We start from the raw sequence: 19,726 nt of genomic DNA, 5'->3' as shown, positions 1-19,726 counted from the left end.
ACTACAGCCCATGCCGGACGCATTTACCATCATAGACATTAAGAATTGCCGACCATTGTTTGAATATCGAAAAAATATATTTGTATCGCGGCAAAAAAAGCCCGCCATAGTGGGCGGGCATCTCTTCCATACTGACAGGCGCAAGCGTTATCCGATATCAAAACCATGGCAAGACTGCGCCTGCCATCGTTTTCCATACGACATTATTGCTTCAACAACCCACCCAACAACGCCGCTACCCTCTGCTTCGGCTTGGCCGCGACAGGCGCTATGCTGGCAGCAGCGGTAGCGGCTGCCTTGGCGGGCTCATACGGCTTCAGGAACCAGGGATCGGCCTTTTCGCGGCGGACTCCGGGGCCGAAGGCGGGACGCGCACCGCGCTCGGCGGAGCGACTGTCGCGGCTGCTGTCGCCAGCATGGCGGCTCTCAGGTGCGCGCGCGGGACGCGCCTCGCTACCTTCGGTCCGGCGCGGCGGACGGCGTTCGCTGTCGCTGCTGCGGGCGGAAGCCGGATTGAAACCCGTCAGTTCGCCGCGCTTGATGCTTTGCTTGATAAGCTTTTCGATATCGGCCAGCAAGCGCTCGTCTTTATCCGCATAGATTGAAATGGCGTCGCCCGAGGCGCCGGCGCGGCCCGTACGGCCGATGCGGTGCACATAGTCTTCCGCGTTGTATGGCAAGTCGAAATTGATAACGCAAGGCAAGTCAGAAATATCCAGGCCGCGCGCCGCCACGTCGGTAGCGACCAGCACATCGATCTCGCCCTTCTTGAACGATTCCAGCGCCGCCATGCGCTCCTGCTGGCTCTTGTCGCCGTGAATCGCCGTGGCGCTCATGCCTTCCTGTTCCAGCACGCGGGCCAGGCGCGAAGCGCCGATCTTGGTATTCGAAAATATGATGACCTGTTTCAGGTCGCGCTGGCGCAGCAGATGGGCCACCACGGCGTGTTTCTGGTCTTCCGTCACTTTGTAGACCACTTGCGTGACCTTGTCGGCCGTCTGGTTGCTGCGCGCCACTTCGATCGTCAGCGGATCATTGAGGAAGGTTGCGGCCAGCTTCTTGATTTCTGGCGAGAACGTGGCCGAGAACATCAGGTTCTGGCGCTGTTTCGGCAGCAAGTTGATGATGCGCTGCAAGTCCGGCAGGAAACCCATGTCCAGCATGCGGTCGGCTTCATCCATGACTAGCATCTGCACCTGGCTCAGGCTGATGTTCTTTTGCTCGATATGATCAAGCAAGCGGCCCGGCGTGGCGATGACGATTTCCACACCGCCGCGCAGGAGGACGGTTTGCGGCTTCATGTCCATGCCGCCGAAGACGACGGTGGAGCGTAACGGCGTGTGCTTGGCGTAGGCCTTGACGTTTTCGGCCACCTGCACCGCCAGTTCACGGGTCGGCGTCAGGATCAGCGCGCGCACCGGATGGCGTGCCGGCGACATGCTGCTGCTGGCATGCGCCAATAGCAACTGGATGATCGGCAAGGAAAAACCGGCCGTCTTGCCGGTGCCCGTTTGCGCGGCGCCCATCACGTCGCGGCCTTGCAGCACTACGGGGATCGCTTGTTCCTGGATCGGTGTCGGATGGGTGTAGCCCTGATCGGTCAGTGCGCGCTGGATTTCAGGCGCGAGGCCAAAGTCGGCAAAAGTCAGGGTGGGGGCAGCGGATGCGGCAGGTGCAGGTGCAGGTGCAGGTGCAGCGATAACGGGCGCCGCTTCAGGGGCAATCGCCGGGCTGGGTGTAGGAGTCGATTCGGTTTCAGACATAAATTTTCTGGTGTGCCTCCGCACTGCGGAAGCCATGCTTTCTCAATAAACAACATTTCGGGGCACAGGCAGCTCCGTCTTGCAAGCCATGGATCATCGTTCTTGCGGCACCTCCGTGCTCCGGGACATGCTGTATGGCGTATGCGGGAGCGTCGAAGAGATGTGCTGCGATGGCGGCGGAGATCGCGCCGGCGGAACATCGCGCGCAGAAGATACAATATCAGTGCTGTAAACGATACCCTAATTCACCGCAACTGTACACGGAAACCGTAATTTTTGAGCAAAAAGCGTTCCAGCAATGGCACGCCGGAATGCCGTATGATGCAAGCTTCGATGCCAGCTTCGCCGTCGCCTGCCTTCACCATGCCCACGCCACCTTTACCCCGCGATCCGCAACCGCAGGCGCCCAGCAAGCCGGGCAATGACGAGTGTTGCCACAGCGGTTGCACCTTTTGCGTGCTGGAAATGTACCAGGAAGACCTGGCCGCCTACGAAGAGGCCCTGAGGGCATGGCAACAGCGCCAGCAAGCCGCTGCCGCGCCTGCCACCCAAGGCATCAAAACACCGCGCAGGCGCGCTTAATTTCTTCATTAAAAGCTTTCCCACTCATCCACTGGCGCCGTGCGACGCGCCGTGCCGGCCAATCGACGCGGTGCCGGTGCCACCGCAGCCGGTGCATTGAAAACCTTGACTGGCGCGCGCCGCCCGCTCGCCGCGGCGCTGGCAACCTCGAGCTTGAAGATGCTGACCACGGCGCTCAGACTGGCCGCCTGCTCCTGCATCGATTCAGCCGCCGCGGCCGCCTCTTCCACCAGGGCCGCATTTTGCTGCGTCACCTGGTCCATCTGGGCGATGGCCTGGTTGACTTGCTCAATACCAGCGCTCTGCTCACTGCTGGCGGCAGTGATCTCGCTCATGATATCCGTCACGCGGGTGATGCTGGCAACGATGTCATCCATCGTGCGGCCCGCCTTGCCCACCAGTACGGATCCCGCCTCGACCTTCTCGACCGAATCACCGATCAGGACCTTGATATCCTTGGCCGCCGCAGCCGAGCGTTGCGCCAGGTTGCGCACTTCGGTGGCCACGACGGCAAAGCCGCGCCCCTGCTCGCCCGCACGCGCGGCCTCGACGGCGGCATTCAAGGCCAGGATATTGGTCTGGAAAGCAATGCCGTCGATGACGGCGATAATGTCGACGATCTTGCGCGACGAGGCATTGATCGACGCCATCGTGCCCACCACTTCGCTGACGACTTTGCCGCCCTCGATGGCGATGCTCGACGAGCTCAGCGCCATGGTGTTGGCCTGACGCGCATTGTCCGCATTCTGTTTGACGGTCGAGGTCAGTTCTTCCATCGAGGATGCCGTTTCTTCCAGCGAACTGGCCTGCTCTTCTGTGCGCGATGACAAATCCTGGTTGCCGGCGGCAATCTGGCTCGACGCCGTAGCGATGGTATCGGTGCCGCTGCGCACCTGGCCCACCAGGTTCTGCAGGCTGGCATTCATGTCTTTCAAGGCCTGCATCAATTGCCCTGTTTCGTCTTGCGATTGCACAACGATATGCGCCGTCAAGTCGCCGGCCGCCACCTGACGCGCCACGCCGACGGCCACAATCAGCGGACGCGCCACGCTGCGCGCCACCCACAGCGCCAGCAGCATGCCGATGACGACGATGCCCACCAGCAAGCCAATCAGGCTGGCGCGCGAGGCCGCATACGTTGCATCGGCACTGGTACTCGAACGCACGCCGCCATCGGTATTAATGGACACCAGTTTATCCAGGACTACCATCATGTCCGCCATGACCTTGGCCGACGGTCCCACGGCCAGCGCGCGCGCCTCTTCCTTCTTCATCTCGCGCGACAGGCTCAGCATGGCTGCATGAAGGCGCATGAATTCATCGTTGAGCGCCAGGAAGCGCTCGAACACTTCCTGTTCGCCCGGTTCGGAAATCAGGCGGCGGTAGTTGTCGCCATCGGCCTTCAGCTTGGTCTGGGTTTCCGTCATGCGCGTTTCGTTCTGCGCCATGTCGGCATCCTGCGCGGCCAGCATGTGCGCCAGCTCCCAGCGGCGGAAATCGCTGACATCGCTGCGCATGGACATGGCTGCCAACACGCTGGGCATCCAGTTATCGGCCAGGTCCGTCGACGCGGTATTGATGCGCGCCATGGAAAAGATCGCCGACACGCCCAAAGCCGCCGTCAACAACAGCACGGCACCAAACGACAAGATCAGCTTGGTGGCAATCTTTAAATCAAAAAACCATTTCATGCGTTGCTTTCTTTCATTAAACGGGTAAACGGGACAAGACAGGCGCGCGCGCCGGCACATGCACGGCGCGCGCAGTAAGGCGATCATGGAAGGCATCGCAGGATAAAGCGGAACTGACCTGGATTGAAGAGCAAGCGCAGCAACTCCTATCGAAACGCGCATCGAATTTCCGCAAGGCAACATTTTATCATTATCGTACTACCGAATGGTTTGACCGCTGCCTGCGGCCAAAGTTCGCGTGTAGCGGGCAGCTTGTCGCATTTTTGCCCAGGCACCGTTATTTCCGCAGGAACAAATGCAGAAGCAGGCGTAGGAGTCGGATGACACGAGGCAATGTTCCTAGCCTACATAAGCACGTCGGCTCATCCGATGCCCGCCCGCGTCTCCTGGTCCTATAGTGGATACAAGATTCAGCACAACGCTAGCAAGCCAGAAAAGCAGCGCCATACAACAAAATCAGAAGACGAGGCCCTACCATGTACAAAGCTTATAGCAACCTGACCCCAGCAACGAATAGCCACGCCACCCAGCACGACTGGCAAGCCGCGCCGGCAACGCCCATGATCAGCATCACGGGTGCGCAACAGAACGAATTGCTGCGCGCCTTGTCGCGCGCCGATCTAGAGCGCTTGTTTTGCCAGTTGGAACTGGTCGCTTTGCCTGCCGGCAAGCACCTGTTCGATTGCGGCGGCAAGATTGAATACACGTATTTCCCTACCAACGCCATCGTTTCCCTGCTGTATGTGATGGAAGACGGCGCCACCACCGAGATCGCCGTCATCGGTCGCGAAGGCGTCGCCGGCGTGGTGCTGTACGAAGCCGAGCGCGCCACCTGCACTGCCATCGTGCAGACGGCCGGCTACGGCTACCGCCTGAAAACAGCCTTCCTTCGCGAAGTATTTAATGAGGGTGGCGCGTTGGCACAATTACTGATGCGCTATACCAGCGCCATGTTTGCGCAAATGGCACAGAACGTGGTGGGCGGCCGCCATTGCAGCATCGAACAGAAACTGTGCCGCTGGCTGCTGGACCGCCTTGACCGTTCCCTGTCGAACGAGCTGAAGGTCACGCAAGACACCATGGCCAACATGCTGGGCGTACGCCGCGAAAGCGTTACCGTCACGGCCCGCAAGCTACAGGACGAAGGCTTGATCCAGTACCGCCGCGGCACGGTCGAAGTACTCGACCGCGAAGGCCTGGAAGCGGCAGCCGGCAATTGCTACAAGGCAGCCCGTGCCGGTTTCGAACAATTTCGCAGCGGCATCAGCGCGCATAACTAAGTAATCAGCGCTAATTAATCAGCGCGAGCACGCTTCGGCGTGCTTTTTTCATTCCGGGGCGTTAACGCTGCTGCAAATCAGGCGCCCCTCATCAGCAGCGGCAGTGGCGACCAACCACCAGTGCGGCTTGCGATCTTCAAACGAGTGGTATTCGGGCGTAAAGGCGGCCTGGGCAGGATCATCAAAACTGCCCACCAGCAAGGCCACGGTGGGCGCATCGTCGATGGCGCCGATGGAACTGCCACAAGCGGCACAAAAAGCCCGGCTGGAGTAATCGGAAGAACGGTAGGTGGCCGGTGCACCGGCCGTGCCCGTCCAGCGCACTTGATCACGCGCAAACTCCATCCACGCCACCGTCGGCGCGCCCGTGTGCTGCTGGCAATTTCGGCAAGAACAGCTGTGCGGGTTGCTGCCCTCGCCGGTCACCTCGAAGCGCACGGCGCCACATAAACAGCCGCCTGTCTGCACCACTTTCACCATTGCCTCTCCTCGTTTGCACCGTTGCGTACCCGCCAACTGGCACGCACCCGGTACAATATTGCCATGACCCCTTACCTGGCGCGACCCGCACCGCATGGCGCCGGCACTATGAAAGAATGAATGGAAGACATCAATTGCGAAGGCTTGCCGCATATCCGCGTACTGGCAGGCGAAAACACACGCGGCCCCGTGTATGAAACCCTGCCGGCACGCCAGATTGACGAGCACGTCTATGAACTGCTAGCCTCGCCCGGCCTGACCCTGAACCTGGCGCGCGGCGATATCGTCAGCATCGCCAACCCGCTCGCCCCCGCCGAAGTATTAAAGCGCGGCGGCAACTTCTGCATCCAGATCTACGCCGACGACGTGCCGCAAGCAGTAGTGGACCAGCTCGAACGCGACGTGCAAAACCAGCTGGGCGGCACCATGGACGGCCAGTACAATGGCAATCTTACCTTCAGCGTGCCAGGACACCACGGCATCTACAACGTCAACGGCCCCTTCGACGCCTTCCGCACAGCGACGGGAGTGGAATGGTACTTCGCCAATATCTACGTCAACCTCGATGACGACGACGATGAAACCTTGCTCAACTGGTGGGTGGATAGGTAAGCATGCCGTGCGCCAGGCAGGGCAATGACACATGTCAATGCTGCGTACTGCTCTGGCACACATCAAGCTGCTTGCCCGCGCCTTGCGTACGCTCTCTCTATCGTCAGCCATAGAGAGAAACGATATGCCTTACATTGCGCGCGCCGACTATGCAAAGCAAAAAGAAATCGTGGGAAATGGCGAGTGCGTCACCCTGGTCAGACACCTCGCTGGCGCCCGTGCCGCTTCGCTTTGGCGCGAAGGCGACAAAGTGCCGAACCTGCTGGAAAAAGGCGGCATGTCGAAAGGCACAGTGATTGCCACCTTCATCAACGGCCGCTATCAGAATCTGGGGCAAGGCAACCATGCGGCGCTGTTCATCCGCCAGGTGCCTGACGGCATTGAAATTTTCGACCAGTGGCGTAACCACAAACCCAGCGCCCGCGTGATTTACTTTGGCCGTTCGGCGGCCGGGGCATCGAATCGCCCCGAACTCTATTCGGTGGTCGAATGAAGCCACTGGCACTGCTGGCATTGCTCATCGCTGCCGCAGCGATGCGGCCAGCTGCCGCAGCCCCCTGCCCGCAAGCAGCGCCGTCAAGCTGGAACCTGCGAGCCGCCAAACTCGACAGCGTGCGCGTGCTCTCCTATCCGGCGGATCAGCCGCCAGCAGACGGTGAAGCCTGGCCTATCCTGGCCCCGGTCAGGGAATGGACACGCGCCGGCACTTCGTATCAACGCTGGGACATCAATTTTGATGCGCCCCAATATCTGTTTCAGGTGGATTGCCTGTATGCCGGTACCGAGCGCTACCTGCGCATGGCTTTGCCAGGCGTCAAGCAGTGCGTCGCGACCATTCAGCAGCGACCGAAAATGGTCAGGTTTCAGTGTAAATAGTGCGCTCGGCACAATTCCCCTACGATTGACATATCTCAAGATAGCTGCCGAGCACCTTGTCTATGCCCAGCTCGATGCACTCGACCACCAGCGCGTGGCCGATCGACACTTCCAGGATGCCGGGGATGTCCAGGAAGCGCGCCAAGTTGTGCAAATCGAGGTCGTGCCCGGCATTCACACCCAGTCCCAGCGCCTGCGCCCGCCGCGCAGCCTGCAGATACGTGTCAAATACGGCATCGGCCTGCGCGCTGCCATGACTCTCGGCAAACCGCTCTGTGTACAGCTCAACGCGCGCCGCCCCCACCTCGCGCGCCCATTCCAGTGCCGGGTAGTCGGCATCGACAAACAGGCTGACGCGGATGCCCAGGTCGTTCAATTGCGCAATGGCGGGACGCAACAGCGCTGCATGCTGTTCAATGTCCCAGCCATGATCGGACGTCAGTTGACCCGGCATGTCGGGCACCAGGGTGCATTGCGCCGGGCGCGTGCTTTTCACCACATCCAAAAAATCCGCCGCAGGATACCCCTCCACATTCAGCTCGCGTCCCCGCTCCGCGCACAGACGCTGCAACGGGGCAACATCATCGTAGCGCGCATGGCGCTGGTCAGGGCGCGGGTGGATTGTAGCGGATTGCCTACTCAGGGGATGGCCAACCGAACTCATCGCTACGTGCTACGATATAACATAGATTTCCACGCTCTCAACAACATGCCATGAAATACAAATTATTCCTGTTTGACCTTGACGATACCCTGCTCGATTTCAGGGCGTCCGAAAAACGCTCGTTCCTGCATACCATGCACGAGCTGGGCTTGCGCGACGGCGTCGACGCGCTGTTCACCCAATACCAGGCGATCAACGTCGAGCTGTGGAAACGTTTCGAAACGGGTAACGTGAGCAAGGATTTCCTGAAGGTAGAACGCTTCCGCAAGACGTTTGCACTGGACGGTATCGCCATCGATCCGGAACTGGCCAGCCGCGTGTATCTGGACTCGCTGCCGGACACGGTCGTGCTCATCGATGGCGCCAAGCAAGTGTGCGAAACGCTGTCGCGCATCGGCGAAGTGGGCATCATCACCAACGGCGTCGAGTCCATCCAGAACCGCCGTATCGCCGCATCCGGCCTGAGCAACTACATCTCCTTCGTCGCCACCTCCGAAGCGTGCGGCCACGCCAAGCCGGACGTGCGCTTCTTCGAATACGCCGCCAACATGGCGCGCGCGTTCCGCAAGGAAACAACGATCATTATCGGCGATCGCCTGGACGCCGACATCCTCGGCGCCAACCGCTACGGCATCGACAGTTGCTGGTTCAACCCGGACAGCATGGCCAATACCTCGGCCGCCATCCCCACCGATGAAGTGGCCAGCCTGCATGACATCGTGCCGGTACTGGACGTGATGTCGATCAAGCTGAAACAGGCTTGATCTTCAACAAGCGCACCACCTGAAATACGCTGGCAGAGGCACGAAAACACGCCGCTACTCGCGTACCATCAGGACTCATCCTATCTGGTGCCAGCCCATGCCTCCCTTCATCGTCCTGCTCGCCATCGCGGCCTTGATCCTGTTCTTTGTCATGCTGTCCAAGCGCCAAGCGGCCAAGTCCCGTAAGCCGCTAAAGCTGCAAAGAAAAGCCGTCATGACGGCGCGCGAGCAGCAAATGTACCACCTGCTGCAAACGGCCTTGCCGGAATGCACGGTGCTGGCGCAAGTGGCGTTTTCCGCGCTGATGACGGCGAAGGGATGGGCAAACAGAAACCGTTTCGACCGCAAGGTGGCCGATTTTGTCCTGTGTAGCAAGCAACTAAATGTCCTCGTCGTGATCGAACTCGACGACAGCAGCCACGCCGGCCGCGAACGCCAGGACAGGGAACGCGATGCCATGCTCAGGCTGGCAGGTTATGTGACCTTGCGCTATGCAAACTTCCCTACCCAGCAGGCGCTGCGCGCTGATGTCGAAAAACTGCTGCTGAAAAAAGCCGGCGTCGTATCTGCCTGATTACCCCATCCAAACATCAATCGCGCGTCAGCACTTCCAGCAATTCAATCTCAAAGACCAAATTGGAGCCAGGCGGAATCAATCCCACCTGACGTTCCCCATACGCCAGTGCCGCCGGCACCCACAGCTTGCGCTTGCCACCGGCCTGCATGCCATGCAAACCCAAAATCCAGCCTTGGATGACCTTGTTATTGCTCAACACACAGCGGAAAGGCTCGCCCCGCTGATGCGACGAGTCAAACTCCATGCCATCTTCCAGCCAGCCCCGGTAATGCGCCGTCACCAGCGCGCCGCGTGCCGCCGCCTTGCCGTCACCCACCACGATATCGTCAATCTTCACTTCAGCCGTCATCTCGTTTCATCCCTCATCAATCGCCATGCCGCGATTGTACGACAACACGAAAAAAGCCCCGGCAGTCACCCGCCGGGGCTCATTCTATTGCTGCTAAATTCTGGTGGGCCTCCCGTGAGTCGAACACGGCACCAACGGATTATGAGACACATGCTCTACCAATATAATAATCAAAGAACATGCCTCCGGAAATTTGTCGAAAATTCAATACATTAAATTAAGCATATTCAAAAATACAAAGTTAATGCAATAAGATTAATAATAACTTATATTATTTCAGGCTGAGCCAAATCTTCAAAATCATCCAATAACTCATACAACAAAGTACTTGGATTCATCTCGCCATCAGCCCTGGCCTCTTTAATAATTCTCTCTGCATTTCCTCGCGCTCCTGGCAGTTTTTCGATAAGGGAATTAAAAATACTTACAACTTTCCCTTTTTCGTACTCGGCCATACCATCGCACTCTTTTAATGCTCGAAGCATTTGAGCACCTGGGGAGTGCTTTCCAGTTGCACAATATGTCTTCCTATTATACTTAAAATGCAAAAGAAGCCAGAATTCAAAACATGGATACGATACTATCAACTTAACTTTCTTTGAAGTTTTCGCCAACAATACCGCCTTATCAAAATTTTCGTGAGTATCTCGATCTATCACACAATAAACAGAATTGTATTTCTTCTCTCGAGCTATTGCCTGCGTAACAATACCAAGAGGATCGGTATTCCCTACGTGGGCAACTTCAACCTCAGCTGCAACTCGGAAATGTACAGCAGCATCATTAAGATATTGCTTTCCCGATTTAGTATCTTCACAAATAATTAGCACTGATGCATGAGCCCTTAGAAAAGATGCGCCACGACCAAATGAATTAGAAGAGCGTCCCATATTAAAGGCTTCTCAAGATTGGCAATCCACGATACTTACCCTCATAGTATCGTTTCTCGATATCTTCGCCTTCACGCCCCTCAAAATCGTGTATTGATCTCAATATAGTTGCCCCATTCTTATCGCGCTCAGTCAACCAAAATTGATCCCGACGAAGCAACTTTGAATCCATCAAGTGCGTATCATGAGTCGTAAATATAAGCTGACTAGAAACACTATTATTAAGGTGTTTTTCAACTAAAGTAGAAACAATTTTGGGATGAAGGCTACTATCAAGCTCATCAACTACAATCGCTTTCTTTCCTAAAAATACCCATGGCATAAAAAATCCCAGCAAATTTCGAGTCCCCCTGGATTCTTCGGAAAAATCGAAATCAGCTCGCCCTAATGCAGTTGTATGAGTTAATGTCGTTCTCCGCCTTGTCCCTGGCTTCATCAAAATATCCAAGTGCATAGGTTTTTTTGAAGGCGCCTCTTCCTTATGCTCACGACCATCTTCAAATAGGCTCTCAAATACAATATTTGTTATTGGAACATCTACATCTTGCAGAAAGTTTGCAACATCATTGGCAATAAAAGGTCTTTGTGCGCCATACGCCTGAACAACCTTACTCCAATGCTCCATCTCATCTTCAACAACTGTAATAAAACCGCTAGAAAGCCATTTACGTGGAATTCTAAGTTGCATCAAGTTCTCATTGCTATTAGCTACAGCTTGAGAAATGAATAGCGTCTGCGGGCCAGTAAGATTCTTCCAAACATCATGAAGAGACTCCCCACCCTCAAGAGATTCACCAAGTTTATAAACATCACCAACCGGAGAATTTACTCGCTCATATAACAAAGTTTCTTTTCCAGAAGGATATGTTATCAATCGTTCTAGAGTAATGCGTTTTGAATTAAGTCCCAAATTAAACTGATAACGCTGACGCTCAACCACAAAATGAAACTCAAATTCACTTGGCTCATCAAGTAGTGCCTCGTCAAATCGAAAAGGCGAGACAGGAAGCTCACGTGACTCTGAGCTTGGAATGAAATTAGTCATTTTTTGAACGACTTCTATTGCTGCCAAAAGATTACTCTTGCCTGAAGCATTAGGCCCATAGATCGCAGCAACCTTTAGCAAGTCTGGCAACTGCTCACCCTTGACATCGATCTTGAAGACGCAATTTTTCTTCCTCAAGCGCGGCGTGGCGACCATCGAGAGCGTTTGACGACCTCTAATCGAGCGGAAGTTAGATACTGAAAATTCTATTAACATGCAGAATTCCTGCAGATGAAGTGTATAAACATACCCTATTATCATAGAAATTCCGGTTTTGTGCAGTTTTTTTACACTTCTACTGAACTCTCTCAACATCCCAAGATGCACTCACAAAAAATTGCACTTCTTACATCAAAAAATTACTCACCTACTCTCTACAATTAGAGGCGGCAAACGAGATGCATACTCAGCTAAGTGCGACGCCGAGAAGTGAGCATATCTCCTCACCATTTGAGCACTCTCCCACCCACCCAACTCTTGCAGCACATTCAACGGCGTTCCGTTCTGCACATGCCAACTAGCCCAAGTATGGCGCAAGTCATGCCATCGAAAATCATCAATCCCACACCGTCTCAGCGCTTTGTACCAAGCGGCTGTCGTTACCTGAGCTACTGGCGATCCCCTATAGCTAAACACCCGAACAGGATGTTTTCCAAGCTGCAATGAAACAATACGTGTCGCATCAAGGTTCAGTGGGACAGCAATAGCCTTACGTGTCTTCGACTGATCGGGATGTATCCATGCGAGTCGGCGCGGCAAATCAACTTGCGACCAACAGAGTCCAATGACGTTGCTTTTTCGAAGCCCTGTAGAGAGAGAAAAAGCGGTCATATCAGCGAGATGCGATGGTAGTTGCAGAAGTAATGACTCAGCTTGAGATTTTGTAAGATAACGTACACGACGCACAGGCTCACGCAACAGACGTACTTTAGGTACAGTTGGTAGCCACTCCCAATCCACTGAGGCACGAATCAAGATCGAGCGTAGTAAAGCAAGCATTCTATTTACAGTCCCATTTGCAGCTCCAGATGCAATTTTTCGATGGGTAAGTGAGTCGATAATTGGCCGCGTAATACTAGAAATTGACAGACCGCTCAAGTACGGATCCAGCCAACGAAGGATGCACCGATCTGACTTCAAAGAAGCCTTATCCGCCTTCTCGATCAACCATCGTGCAACGGCGTCATCCCAAGTTTTTTGCATGACACCATCCACAGGAAAAACCAACTGCGACGACTCCGAAACGCCCATAACTAGGTAACTCCAAATGTTGCCATGAATAAACTATACAACATTCAAAACGGACATTCATGCACGCCATCAGGTAGGCCCGGAGCAGTCGCAAGATAGATAACGCCAAGCCCGTTGTTGCACCAAGTCTGCAAACCATCCATGCAATGCCCCTCAATCGCACGGAAAGCGGCCTGTGCGGCGCTAAGCATCGACGTGCAGCCCAATAGGCGCCAAGAGTGGACTTCGGGAACCACAATACCCTTGGAGCGGAAATAGCGCTTCTGATCGAGCGCCCTGCACTGCATTTCCTTGCCGCAGTACTTGGCAATGTAGCTGGCGATCTTGTGCGCACCAGTGACGCCAAAGCCGAAGCGATGCGGATCGCGGACGTTGACTTGCCCCATTTGCTCGCCGTTCGGCCCACGACCCAGGACGCTTTGCCAAATCGAGCGCAAAAGCGCATACATTTGCCGACCGGCCACCGCCACATGGAAGTGCAGCGCGCCTCGCTCTTGTTCCTCGATGACGGCGACATAGTGAAATTGCTTGTGCTTGCCGAGCTTGCGGCAGAATGCTTTCCAGTGCTTGAGTGCTGTCTCACGATCCACCATATTTTCTCGATACGTCAGCGTGACCATGCGATCAGCGCCGATCTGTTTGCAGCAGTGTTTGACGTTCTTTTTCGCACGGCGGCCAGCATCATCATCGTTTGCCTCGCGGTTTTCGGACTCGCCGCGCTTGGCCTTCGTTTTGAGCATCCTAGCCGGGCCTACAAAGTGCCGTTCCTTGGTTACTGTCACTTCGCACTGTCCGTCAGGAAAAACGCGCTTACGGGCCGTATAGTTGTCGTTCCATGTGTTCTTGATCCCTTCATCGTCCCACCACTCCGGGCGATGTTGCGTAGATGGCTCTACAGGCGAGAAATCAATTGACGCTAAAGCGTTTTCATAATCTAATTCGGTCATTCGGTAGTCCTGTAACGGCAGGTTTATCGAAGGCCCCGGGCATTTAGTAGATGCCTGGGGCTTTTTTTTTGTCCATCAAAAAACTGGTCTGAAAATCCTGTACTGCACTTGCCTGTAACTGCGTTTTCTACTGCTGTGTTCTTAAGTGTCCCTAATACAAGTTTAGCGGCGCTTCGCGCCGCCACCCGCGCTGCGCGCAGATAGCGGCACGAAGCTTTCCGCTACCGTTTGCGCAGCAATTGCTGACGCAATAATTTCTCGATCACCTGATCCGGCGTGATGTCCTTAAAGCGGACATATGCCTTCAATCCTTCAAGCACCTTCGCATCTACATGCACCGTCAGAAATGCCTTGCCATCGTCGCGCAAACGCTCCCTACGCTTTTTTTGCCGCTGTGCACTGGTCTTTGCCGCGCCAGTAGCCGGACGCCCCCTACCGCGTTTAATCGGGCCGAGTAGATCAATCGTCTTGTCATCCTCAAGCTGTTTCATATGCATACTTTCAAAACGGGTTTTCAGAGTGGGCCGTACTGGCCAACGTGCAGCGACGCGGTACTAAGCGTGGCAGCGGACTACCCGCTAAAACTTTGAAATCTTGTCGCTCCCCGCTCCGATGCGCACGGGCCGTCTGGCGCTATTACTTCAAAGTCAAACGCCGACTTCGATATGCCCTCAAAGATTTTGCCCTCCGGGCCGCTTGTGCCGTCACCCCGGAATTAACGTGACAAATCACTGTTTTTCAGAAGTACGCGGAACCTGCGCACTCAAGATCAGCACCAGATCGGTATGCAGCTTCGTCCCCGATCGAGCGGCCCACGAAGACGGCAGAAACGAGAAGCCAGAGGAGCTATCGACAGTTTGCGCATCGTTCAAGCCGCCAATCAACAGCACCTCGCCATCGTTGACCGTCACCGCTGTTTTGACCTGGCGCTTAATCAGCGTGGGCGAACCCGTCACGCCGCTGGCCGTTGGCTTGAAACTGGAAATTTGCCCGTCAATTGCAAGATTGATTTTGCCGTTGCCGAGTACCTTTGGCAGCACGTCGACGATGACGCCGGAAGGCCGATAAACGATGTTTTGAACACTGTTGCCGGAATTGTCTTTGCCCGTGCTGGAAATCGTCGGCGTTTCATCGCCCACCGTCAGCACCATCTTTTGATAGTCATCACCCACAATACGGCTGTTCGACACTTGCTTAAAACGGCCGTCGGTATTGAGCGCGTCAATCACCAGCTGAAAATTGGTGTTGCGCAAGCTGATGGCGGAAGCCGAATTGACACTGCCAAGCGACGCGCCGAACTTAGCACCCAGCACATTGGCCATGATGGAAATGCCGCGGCCAGAGCTGGCGTTATCCGTGACCTCGACCCACGACGCGGAAACGTCAACCATGCGCGGCAACTGATCGAGCGCCTCGAGCAAGATACGCATCTTGTTCAACTCCGATGGGCTACCAGTCAAAACAATTTGATTGCCAGCGGCAACCGCACTACGCGGACCAAACGCAGCCGCCACGACCCCCGCCAAGAAATCAGCCGAACGGCCAGCAGGCGCGTATACCTCAGAATCATCATCACGACGCCGGCCGGCAACAACGGGACTCGAATCGACAGCGCCCTCCTCAACATCGACACGCACAGCACGCGATATCGACCTATCAGAAAACGCAGAAGAGGAACCGCCCCCCGGCACATCAACAGCCGCTAGACGGACAGCAGACGGAGCAGGAAGAGAAGACTGTGCAGCGCGCAGATAGTAGACACCATCACGCAATTCGGATGATATGCCCTGGTCGCGCAAAATGCCCTCAACAAACGTCGGCAACCGATCAGCATCAAGAGAACTCACCGACACCGTAAGCTTGCGATCCAGAGCCAATGCGTCTGGCGATATCACAAAATCCCGAGCAAGCATATTCTTGAAAGTGGCCTGCGCAAAGGCAACAAGCGACACAGAAGAAAGCTGTATCGACACCGGCTGACCAGCACCGAACGCGACACACGGAAACCAGATAAACAGAATAAATAGTTTTTTCATGACACGCCCTTGACCCAGGTATCAGCATCGACCAGCGCAAGCCAACCGCCATCAATGAAACGAAAGCGCAACGCCGTCACACTGCGACCATCCGACAAAGTGACAACGTACACACTCCCCCGCGCGATATAACCGATGCCAGTGAGATTTTTTGATGGGACTATTTCAGGCTGCTTTTGGACAATTGCAGGAGCAAGAACTGGCCTGCCAAAGTGATAGCCGAACACGCCCAGGGCGCCGCCAAGGCACAGCGCGGCAAAGAGAAATTTAGTCATATGTTTGTGAGGTGGCTTAGGAGGAAGAGCGCGATAGCTCAACATCGACAGAGCGGCAGGCGTAGCCTGCAATGGCCCAATGAAATCGGGAGGAACACCTGCAACGGCAGACAAATGCCAAGCCGAAAGCAACGAGTGCGTGCCGTGCGGATAGGTATCAGAAAAAACTTGCGTCGTGTTGTAAGCCTTGTTCAGATCATCGCCACGAAAATACCAACGATCCGCGACAAGAGCGTCAGGAGACGCCCCCAATCGCACCACACCAATGTGCAAGCGCGGCATGCTACCGTTTGAAGCCCCGGCAGTCATCAACGCAATGGCGGGGCTTAAAACAGGCACCCGCATACGATCCAAACGATTCAGCCTGACAACATACTCAAGCAACGAATCACGCAACTGTTTATCAACCTGGCTGATGTTTTGCATGATGAAAAAAACATCCCAGCCATACTTGCGTGCATGGATAGCCCATTCCAGCATCTCAGCACGGCCCCTGTCTTGAAAATTCCGAGTATTCAGCCACGAACCGCACTCATCGAGCAGGAGCGCACCATTGTGCGACTCATCAAACCCCGGCAACAACTTAGGCGACGGCGCAGACGCCGTGATACCGGATCGCCCATGCTGCAAAATCGGCTCAAAATCGATAAAACGATTGCCACTACCAATCATGTACAAATCGACGGCAGATGGCTTATCAGGCACCCGTATAACGACACTACGATCCCGAGCTGGCATCAAGTGCTCAAGGAACACATCGCAGTTGGTAGCGACACGCTTGCCATCGCGCAAATAACGCCTAATTTGATCGATAGCAGCCTTACCCTTGCCACTGCCCAATTTACCTGTAATTGCGTAAACAGCCATATCACCCGCCTATTTCACAACGAGGTTCAAGCCCTTTTTCTGCACAACGTACAGTTGGCAACCAAGCCAGACAGTGACGTAACAGGTAGCAGCAGAAAGAGTGGTGGAATTAAATACAATACCAAGTCCTACAGCAAAATTCGGATGCGAACCAGACATACCCGAAATTCCCTGGGCGCAAACACCCTTAGCGCACGAAGACATTAAGGCGATCATGACACCGACAAGAGACAGCATAAGCATGACTGCAGATAAGCGAAACGCCTTTTCCAATACCATATATTTAGCAAATATATTAATCAGAAAAGCCAACATATTGACTAGTAAAGTACCAAGTAAAGGCATGATTAAGCTTTAATTGCAGATTGAACCTGTTGTACAGCACCAATAAGCGCGAAAAAGCAAATCACGCCACTTATAAACCGAGAAAAGACATTGACGTAATAACATATATCCACTTGAACGCTGGCACCTGTAACAGGATTATTCACCGATGGATTAGTGCAAGCAGCAGTGGGCACGGACGGGAACCAGTCACCCAAACCAAGCTTTTCTTTTGTCAAATCCTCAATAGCGCCCATGTTGTCTTTATCAGCCGCCCTTATAGCGTCCTCACCTACCCGCCCCATATCTTCATCAATCTTTGGCATTCCTTTTTCATCAATCCGGCATGCAGGCTGACCCGGCGCACCGCATCGATTACCATCATCCTTATCGCCAGGAGTGCCTCCAGGGGTTCCACCAGGAGTGCCACCAGGAGTGCCACCAGGGGTTCCGCCAGGGGTTCCGCCAGGGGTTCCACCAGGAGTGCCGCCAGGAGTACCGCCAGGGGTTCCACCAGGAGTGCCACCGGGATCACCACCAGGAGTGCCGCCAGGAGTACCACCAGGATTCCCCGGATCAGTAGGATTCGTTGGATCAGTAGGATTCGTTGGATCGGTGGGAGTAGTTGTATCGTTCCCGTTATATGGAGGAATCTTGGTATCCGGTAATTTCTCTACGCTACAAGTTTGCGCACTTTCTGTTAACTTTACGTCAAAGACATAGAGGAAAATCCCCGGCTTTGGCGATGATTTTTGATACAACTTGCCAACGTCGGAATCACGAGCAACCACGGCCTTGCAGGAATTGATACAAAAAATATCATTAAAATTATTACCATCAGCAGCAAGTTTTTGAACGTAGTCAATACTAGTACCAGACTTACTAGGACGGCCATAACCGCTAGGATATTCATAAGTTCCGAGACTATCGCCTAAATTACACTTTCCTGATTTTGAAACAGTAATAAGATTTGGAGAACCGTTAAACGTGGTGAACCGACAATTCCAAAGTTCACCATCAGTACCAACAGGGGTACAAGTTCCTGCTGTATTCGGCCTATCAACAGGAGCAAGATATGTCTGCCATGCTTCAGACAAACTGGACTTAGGCTCACCACCGCCAGCTCTATAAAAAATGCCAGCAAAAGAACCGTTTGCAACGAAAAACAACAACAACAAAATAACGTTTTTCATATTTACACCCGAAAAAAAGGCGACCGGAGCCGCCCTGATAATGCTGATGACTTTTAGCCAGCTTTGGAGAAAGCCTTTTTCATCATCTTGATACCCCAGAAGCCACCAGCGACCAGGACGGCGACGGCAAACGCCGCAGTGATATAGGTGGTGGCCTGACCGGACAACGCCGTGATAGCCGCAACACCCGGATCATCAGCCGCCGATGCAATGCCCGAACCAACAACCGCACCCACCAGAGCCAAACCACGAATGATATTTTTGTTCATTTGCACATCCTTTAAAAATGACGGTCTACATACGATTGACGACGACCTTGCGCCAAAAGACTGCTAATCCAATATTTCGATGGAGCGCCTGATAATTCGCTGTATCGAGCCAGCGGCATACCCGACCCCGAACGCACTCAACACGTAACCAACAGCAGCGGCGATAGTCATTACTTATGCTCCAGAAACCGGGCAATAACGTACTTAACCAGATGCACGGCGCAGACAAACAGGCCAACCAAAAACAGGATGGGCCAGAGATTTTTAAGCAGCATCATCGTTGCGCCCCTGCAATCCAGCCCAATGCGAACAGCACGACCACCGCCGCCACAAAAAATATATCCACAGCCTTATCCTGCGCAGACACAGCGGCCACATACTCAGCGCCTGACTCGACCACATAGGCACATGCAGACAACTCAGTGGGAGCGCTAGACACCGTGTACAGCACGGCACCAGACGGAGCATCTGGCCCCGTCAATTGTGTGGAATCGACGCAGGAAGGCATGGAAAATTACGAAGCAGTTTGTTGACCTGGGTTCGCCTTGACGGCAGGGGCCACGGCAGCAGGTTTTGCTTGCGATGCGGCAGAAATGGGAGTGATGGAAAATACTTGGGCACCGACGCGTTTGTCTTGCGAGATCGACACTTCGAATTCGACCTCATACGTGCCCGGCAGGGTGTCCTTGAAACGCTCCGGCAACACCAGTTCACCGATTAACGGCTCGATGACACCGGTATCGCGGTTTGGCTTGTGGACGATGCATTGCGCCATGCGCATATCGTAGTCATTGCCGGTTTTTTTCGAACGGCCAGCCACTTGGGTGACATGCAGAATTTGAATGGTATTTTTCATGATCTTTTCCTTAGAGTGAGGTACCCTGACTTTTTCGGACACTCTTGTTTGGCAAACTTCACCAACTGGAGAACATATGAAACGCTCAACAACATACACGCCAGAGCTTCGAGAAGAAGCAGTAAAGCTGGTCTT

23 protein-coding genes are annotated in these 19,726 nt (G+C 54.5%); 7 read left to right on the top strand and 16 right to left on the bottom strand.

The window, feature by feature from the left end:
- Window positions 1–203 precede the first annotated feature (203 nt).
- On the bottom strand, window positions 204–1,763 hold the full coding sequence (locus ACP7DE_RS06840; RefSeq protein ID WP_426071396.1) for a DEAD/DEAH box helicase: 1,560 nt from the start codon (window positions 1,761–1,763) through the stop codon (window positions 204–206).
- A 318-nt stretch (window positions 1,764–2,081) separates the two neighbouring features.
- Between ACP7DE_RS06840 and ACP7DE_RS06835 the strand changes: the two genes are divergently transcribed.
- On the top strand, window positions 2,082–2,345 hold the full coding sequence (locus ACP7DE_RS06835) for an oxidoreductase-like domain-containing protein (protein WP_426071395.1): 264 nt from the start codon (window positions 2,082–2,084) through the stop codon (window positions 2,343–2,345).
- A gap of 8 nt (window positions 2,346–2,353) precedes the next feature.
- Here ACP7DE_RS06835 and ACP7DE_RS06830 read toward each other — a convergent pair whose 3' ends face one another.
- Window positions 2,354–4,036, bottom strand: coding sequence for a methyl-accepting chemotaxis protein (locus ACP7DE_RS06830; RefSeq protein ID WP_426071394.1), 1,683 nt, complete (start codon window positions 4,034–4,036; stop codon window positions 2,354–2,356).
- Between the two features lie 560 nt (window positions 4,037–4,596).
- Here ACP7DE_RS06830 and ACP7DE_RS06825 point away from each other — a divergent pair.
- Window positions 4,597–5,316, top strand: a complete 720-nt coding sequence (locus ACP7DE_RS06825; protein WP_035828139.1) for a Crp/Fnr family transcriptional regulator — start codon at window positions 4,597–4,599, stop codon at window positions 5,314–5,316.
- A 48-nt stretch (window positions 5,317–5,364) separates the two neighbouring features.
- Here the strand turns inward: ACP7DE_RS06825 and ACP7DE_RS06820 are convergent, their stop codons facing one another.
- Window positions 5,365–5,796: a GFA family protein gene (locus tag ACP7DE_RS06820; protein WP_426071393.1), complete on the bottom strand. Its 432-nt coding sequence runs from the start codon at window positions 5,794–5,796 to the stop codon at window positions 5,365–5,367.
- A 120-nt stretch (window positions 5,797–5,916) separates the two neighbouring features.
- Here ACP7DE_RS06820 and ACP7DE_RS06815 point away from each other — a divergent pair, with 120 nt between their 5' ends.
- From ACP7DE_RS06815 to ACP7DE_RS06805, 3 genes are read left to right on the top strand one after another with little or no spacing between them, the layout of a single operon-like run.
- A complete protein-coding gene (locus tag ACP7DE_RS06815) occupies window positions 5,917–6,408 on the top strand; it encodes a DUF4265 domain-containing protein (RefSeq protein WP_426071392.1) in 492 nt (163 codons plus the stop codon).
- A gap of 31 nt (window positions 6,409–6,439) precedes the next feature.
- Window positions 6,440–6,901, top strand: a complete 462-nt coding sequence (locus tag ACP7DE_RS06810; RefSeq protein ID WP_426071391.1) for a BPSL0067 family protein — start codon at window positions 6,440–6,442, stop codon at window positions 6,899–6,901.
- On the top strand, window positions 6,898–7,284 hold the full coding sequence (locus ACP7DE_RS06805; RefSeq protein ID WP_426071390.1) for an STY0301 family protein: 387 nt from the start codon (window positions 6,898–6,900) through the stop codon (window positions 7,282–7,284). Before ACP7DE_RS06810 ends, ACP7DE_RS06805 begins: the two co-directional genes overlap by 4 nt.
- Window positions 7,285–7,303: 19 nt before the next feature.
- On the opposite strand, the gene ACP7DE_RS06800 is transcribed toward ACP7DE_RS06805, so the two are convergent.
- Window positions 7,304–7,948, bottom strand: coding sequence for a pyridoxine 5'-phosphate synthase (locus ACP7DE_RS06800; protein WP_426071389.1), 645 nt, complete (start codon window positions 7,946–7,948; stop codon window positions 7,304–7,306).
- Window positions 7,949–7,998: 50 nt separating this feature from the next.
- Here ACP7DE_RS06800 and ACP7DE_RS06795 point away from each other — a divergent pair, with 50 nt between their 5' ends.
- Window positions 7,999–8,712, top strand: coding sequence for a YjjG family noncanonical pyrimidine nucleotidase (locus ACP7DE_RS06795; RefSeq protein WP_426071388.1), 714 nt, complete (start codon window positions 7,999–8,001; stop codon window positions 8,710–8,712).
- A 97-nt stretch (window positions 8,713–8,809) separates the two neighbouring features.
- Window positions 8,810–9,286, top strand: coding sequence for a DUF2726 domain-containing protein (locus tag ACP7DE_RS06790; RefSeq protein WP_426071387.1), 477 nt, complete (start codon window positions 8,810–8,812; stop codon window positions 9,284–9,286).
- A gap of 16 nt (window positions 9,287–9,302) precedes the next feature.
- Here ACP7DE_RS06790 and ACP7DE_RS06785 read toward each other — a convergent pair whose 3' ends face one another.
- The 12 genes from ACP7DE_RS06785 to ACP7DE_RS06730 form a co-directional block, all read right to left on the bottom strand.
- The gene (locus tag ACP7DE_RS06785; protein WP_426071386.1) at window positions 9,303–9,638 is read right to left on the bottom strand and encodes an FKBP-type peptidyl-prolyl cis-trans isomerase; all 336 of its coding nucleotides are present in this window, start codon (window positions 9,636–9,638) and stop codon (window positions 9,303–9,305) included.
- A gap of 266 nt (window positions 9,639–9,904) precedes the next feature.
- A complete protein-coding gene (locus ACP7DE_RS06780; RefSeq protein WP_426071385.1) occupies window positions 9,905–10,528 on the bottom strand; it encodes an RloB family protein in 624 nt (207 codons plus the stop codon).
- Window position 10,529: 1 nt separating this feature from the next.
- Complete coding sequence (locus tag ACP7DE_RS06775; RefSeq protein ID WP_426071384.1) at window positions 10,530–11,789, bottom strand: AAA family ATPase; 1,260 nt, start codon at window positions 11,787–11,789, stop codon at window positions 10,530–10,532.
- Window positions 11,790–11,936: 147 nt separating this feature from the next.
- Complete coding sequence (locus ACP7DE_RS06770; protein WP_426071383.1) at window positions 11,937–12,776, bottom strand: tyrosine-type recombinase/integrase; 840 nt, start codon at window positions 12,774–12,776, stop codon at window positions 11,937–11,939.
- Between the two features lie 92 nt (window positions 12,777–12,868).
- Window positions 12,869–13,771: a rolling circle replication-associated protein gene (locus ACP7DE_RS06765; RefSeq protein WP_426071382.1), complete on the bottom strand. Its 903-nt coding sequence runs from the start codon at window positions 13,769–13,771 to the stop codon at window positions 12,869–12,871.
- Between the two features lie 221 nt (window positions 13,772–13,992).
- Complete coding sequence (locus tag ACP7DE_RS06760; protein WP_426071381.1) at window positions 13,993–14,262, bottom strand: hypothetical protein; 270 nt, start codon at window positions 14,260–14,262, stop codon at window positions 13,993–13,995.
- A 237-nt stretch (window positions 14,263–14,499) separates the two neighbouring features.
- Complete coding sequence (locus ACP7DE_RS06755) at window positions 14,500–15,807, bottom strand: type II secretion system protein GspD (RefSeq protein WP_426071380.1); 1,308 nt, start codon at window positions 15,805–15,807, stop codon at window positions 14,500–14,502.
- Window positions 15,804–16,949 (bottom strand): zonular occludens toxin domain-containing protein, encoded by a 1,146-nt coding sequence (locus ACP7DE_RS06750; RefSeq protein WP_426071379.1) that lies wholly within the window; start codon window positions 16,947–16,949, stop codon window positions 15,804–15,806. The genes ACP7DE_RS06755 and ACP7DE_RS06750 overlap by 4 nt, the downstream gene beginning before the upstream one ends.
- 9 nt (window positions 16,950–16,958) lie before the next feature.
- Window positions 16,959–17,294 carry a hypothetical protein gene (locus ACP7DE_RS06745; protein ID WP_426071378.1) on the bottom strand — a complete coding sequence of 112 codons (336 nt, stop codon included), beginning with the start codon at window positions 17,292–17,294 and terminating at the stop codon, window positions 16,959–16,961.
- Window positions 17,295–17,296: 2 nt separating this feature from the next.
- Complete coding sequence (locus ACP7DE_RS06740; protein WP_426071377.1) at window positions 17,297–18,466, bottom strand: hypothetical protein; 1,170 nt, start codon at window positions 18,464–18,466, stop codon at window positions 17,297–17,299.
- Window positions 18,467–18,519: 53 nt separating this feature from the next.
- Window positions 18,520–18,735 carry a major coat protein gene (locus ACP7DE_RS06735; protein ID WP_426071376.1) on the bottom strand — a complete coding sequence of 72 codons (216 nt, stop codon included), beginning with the start codon at window positions 18,733–18,735 and terminating at the stop codon, window positions 18,520–18,522.
- A gap of 514 nt (window positions 18,736–19,249) precedes the next feature.
- A complete protein-coding gene (locus ACP7DE_RS06730; protein WP_426071375.1) occupies window positions 19,250–19,591 on the bottom strand; it encodes a hypothetical protein in 342 nt (113 codons plus the stop codon).
- Window positions 19,592–19,726 lie beyond the last annotated feature (135 nt).

The sequence above is a fragment of the Janthinobacterium sp. DSP2-3-3 genome (assembly GCF_049897325.1).
GTDB lineage: Bacteria > Pseudomonadota > Gammaproteobacteria > Burkholderiales > Burkholderiaceae_D > Janthinobacterium.
This window is presented reverse-complemented; position numbering and strand designations above follow the sequence as displayed.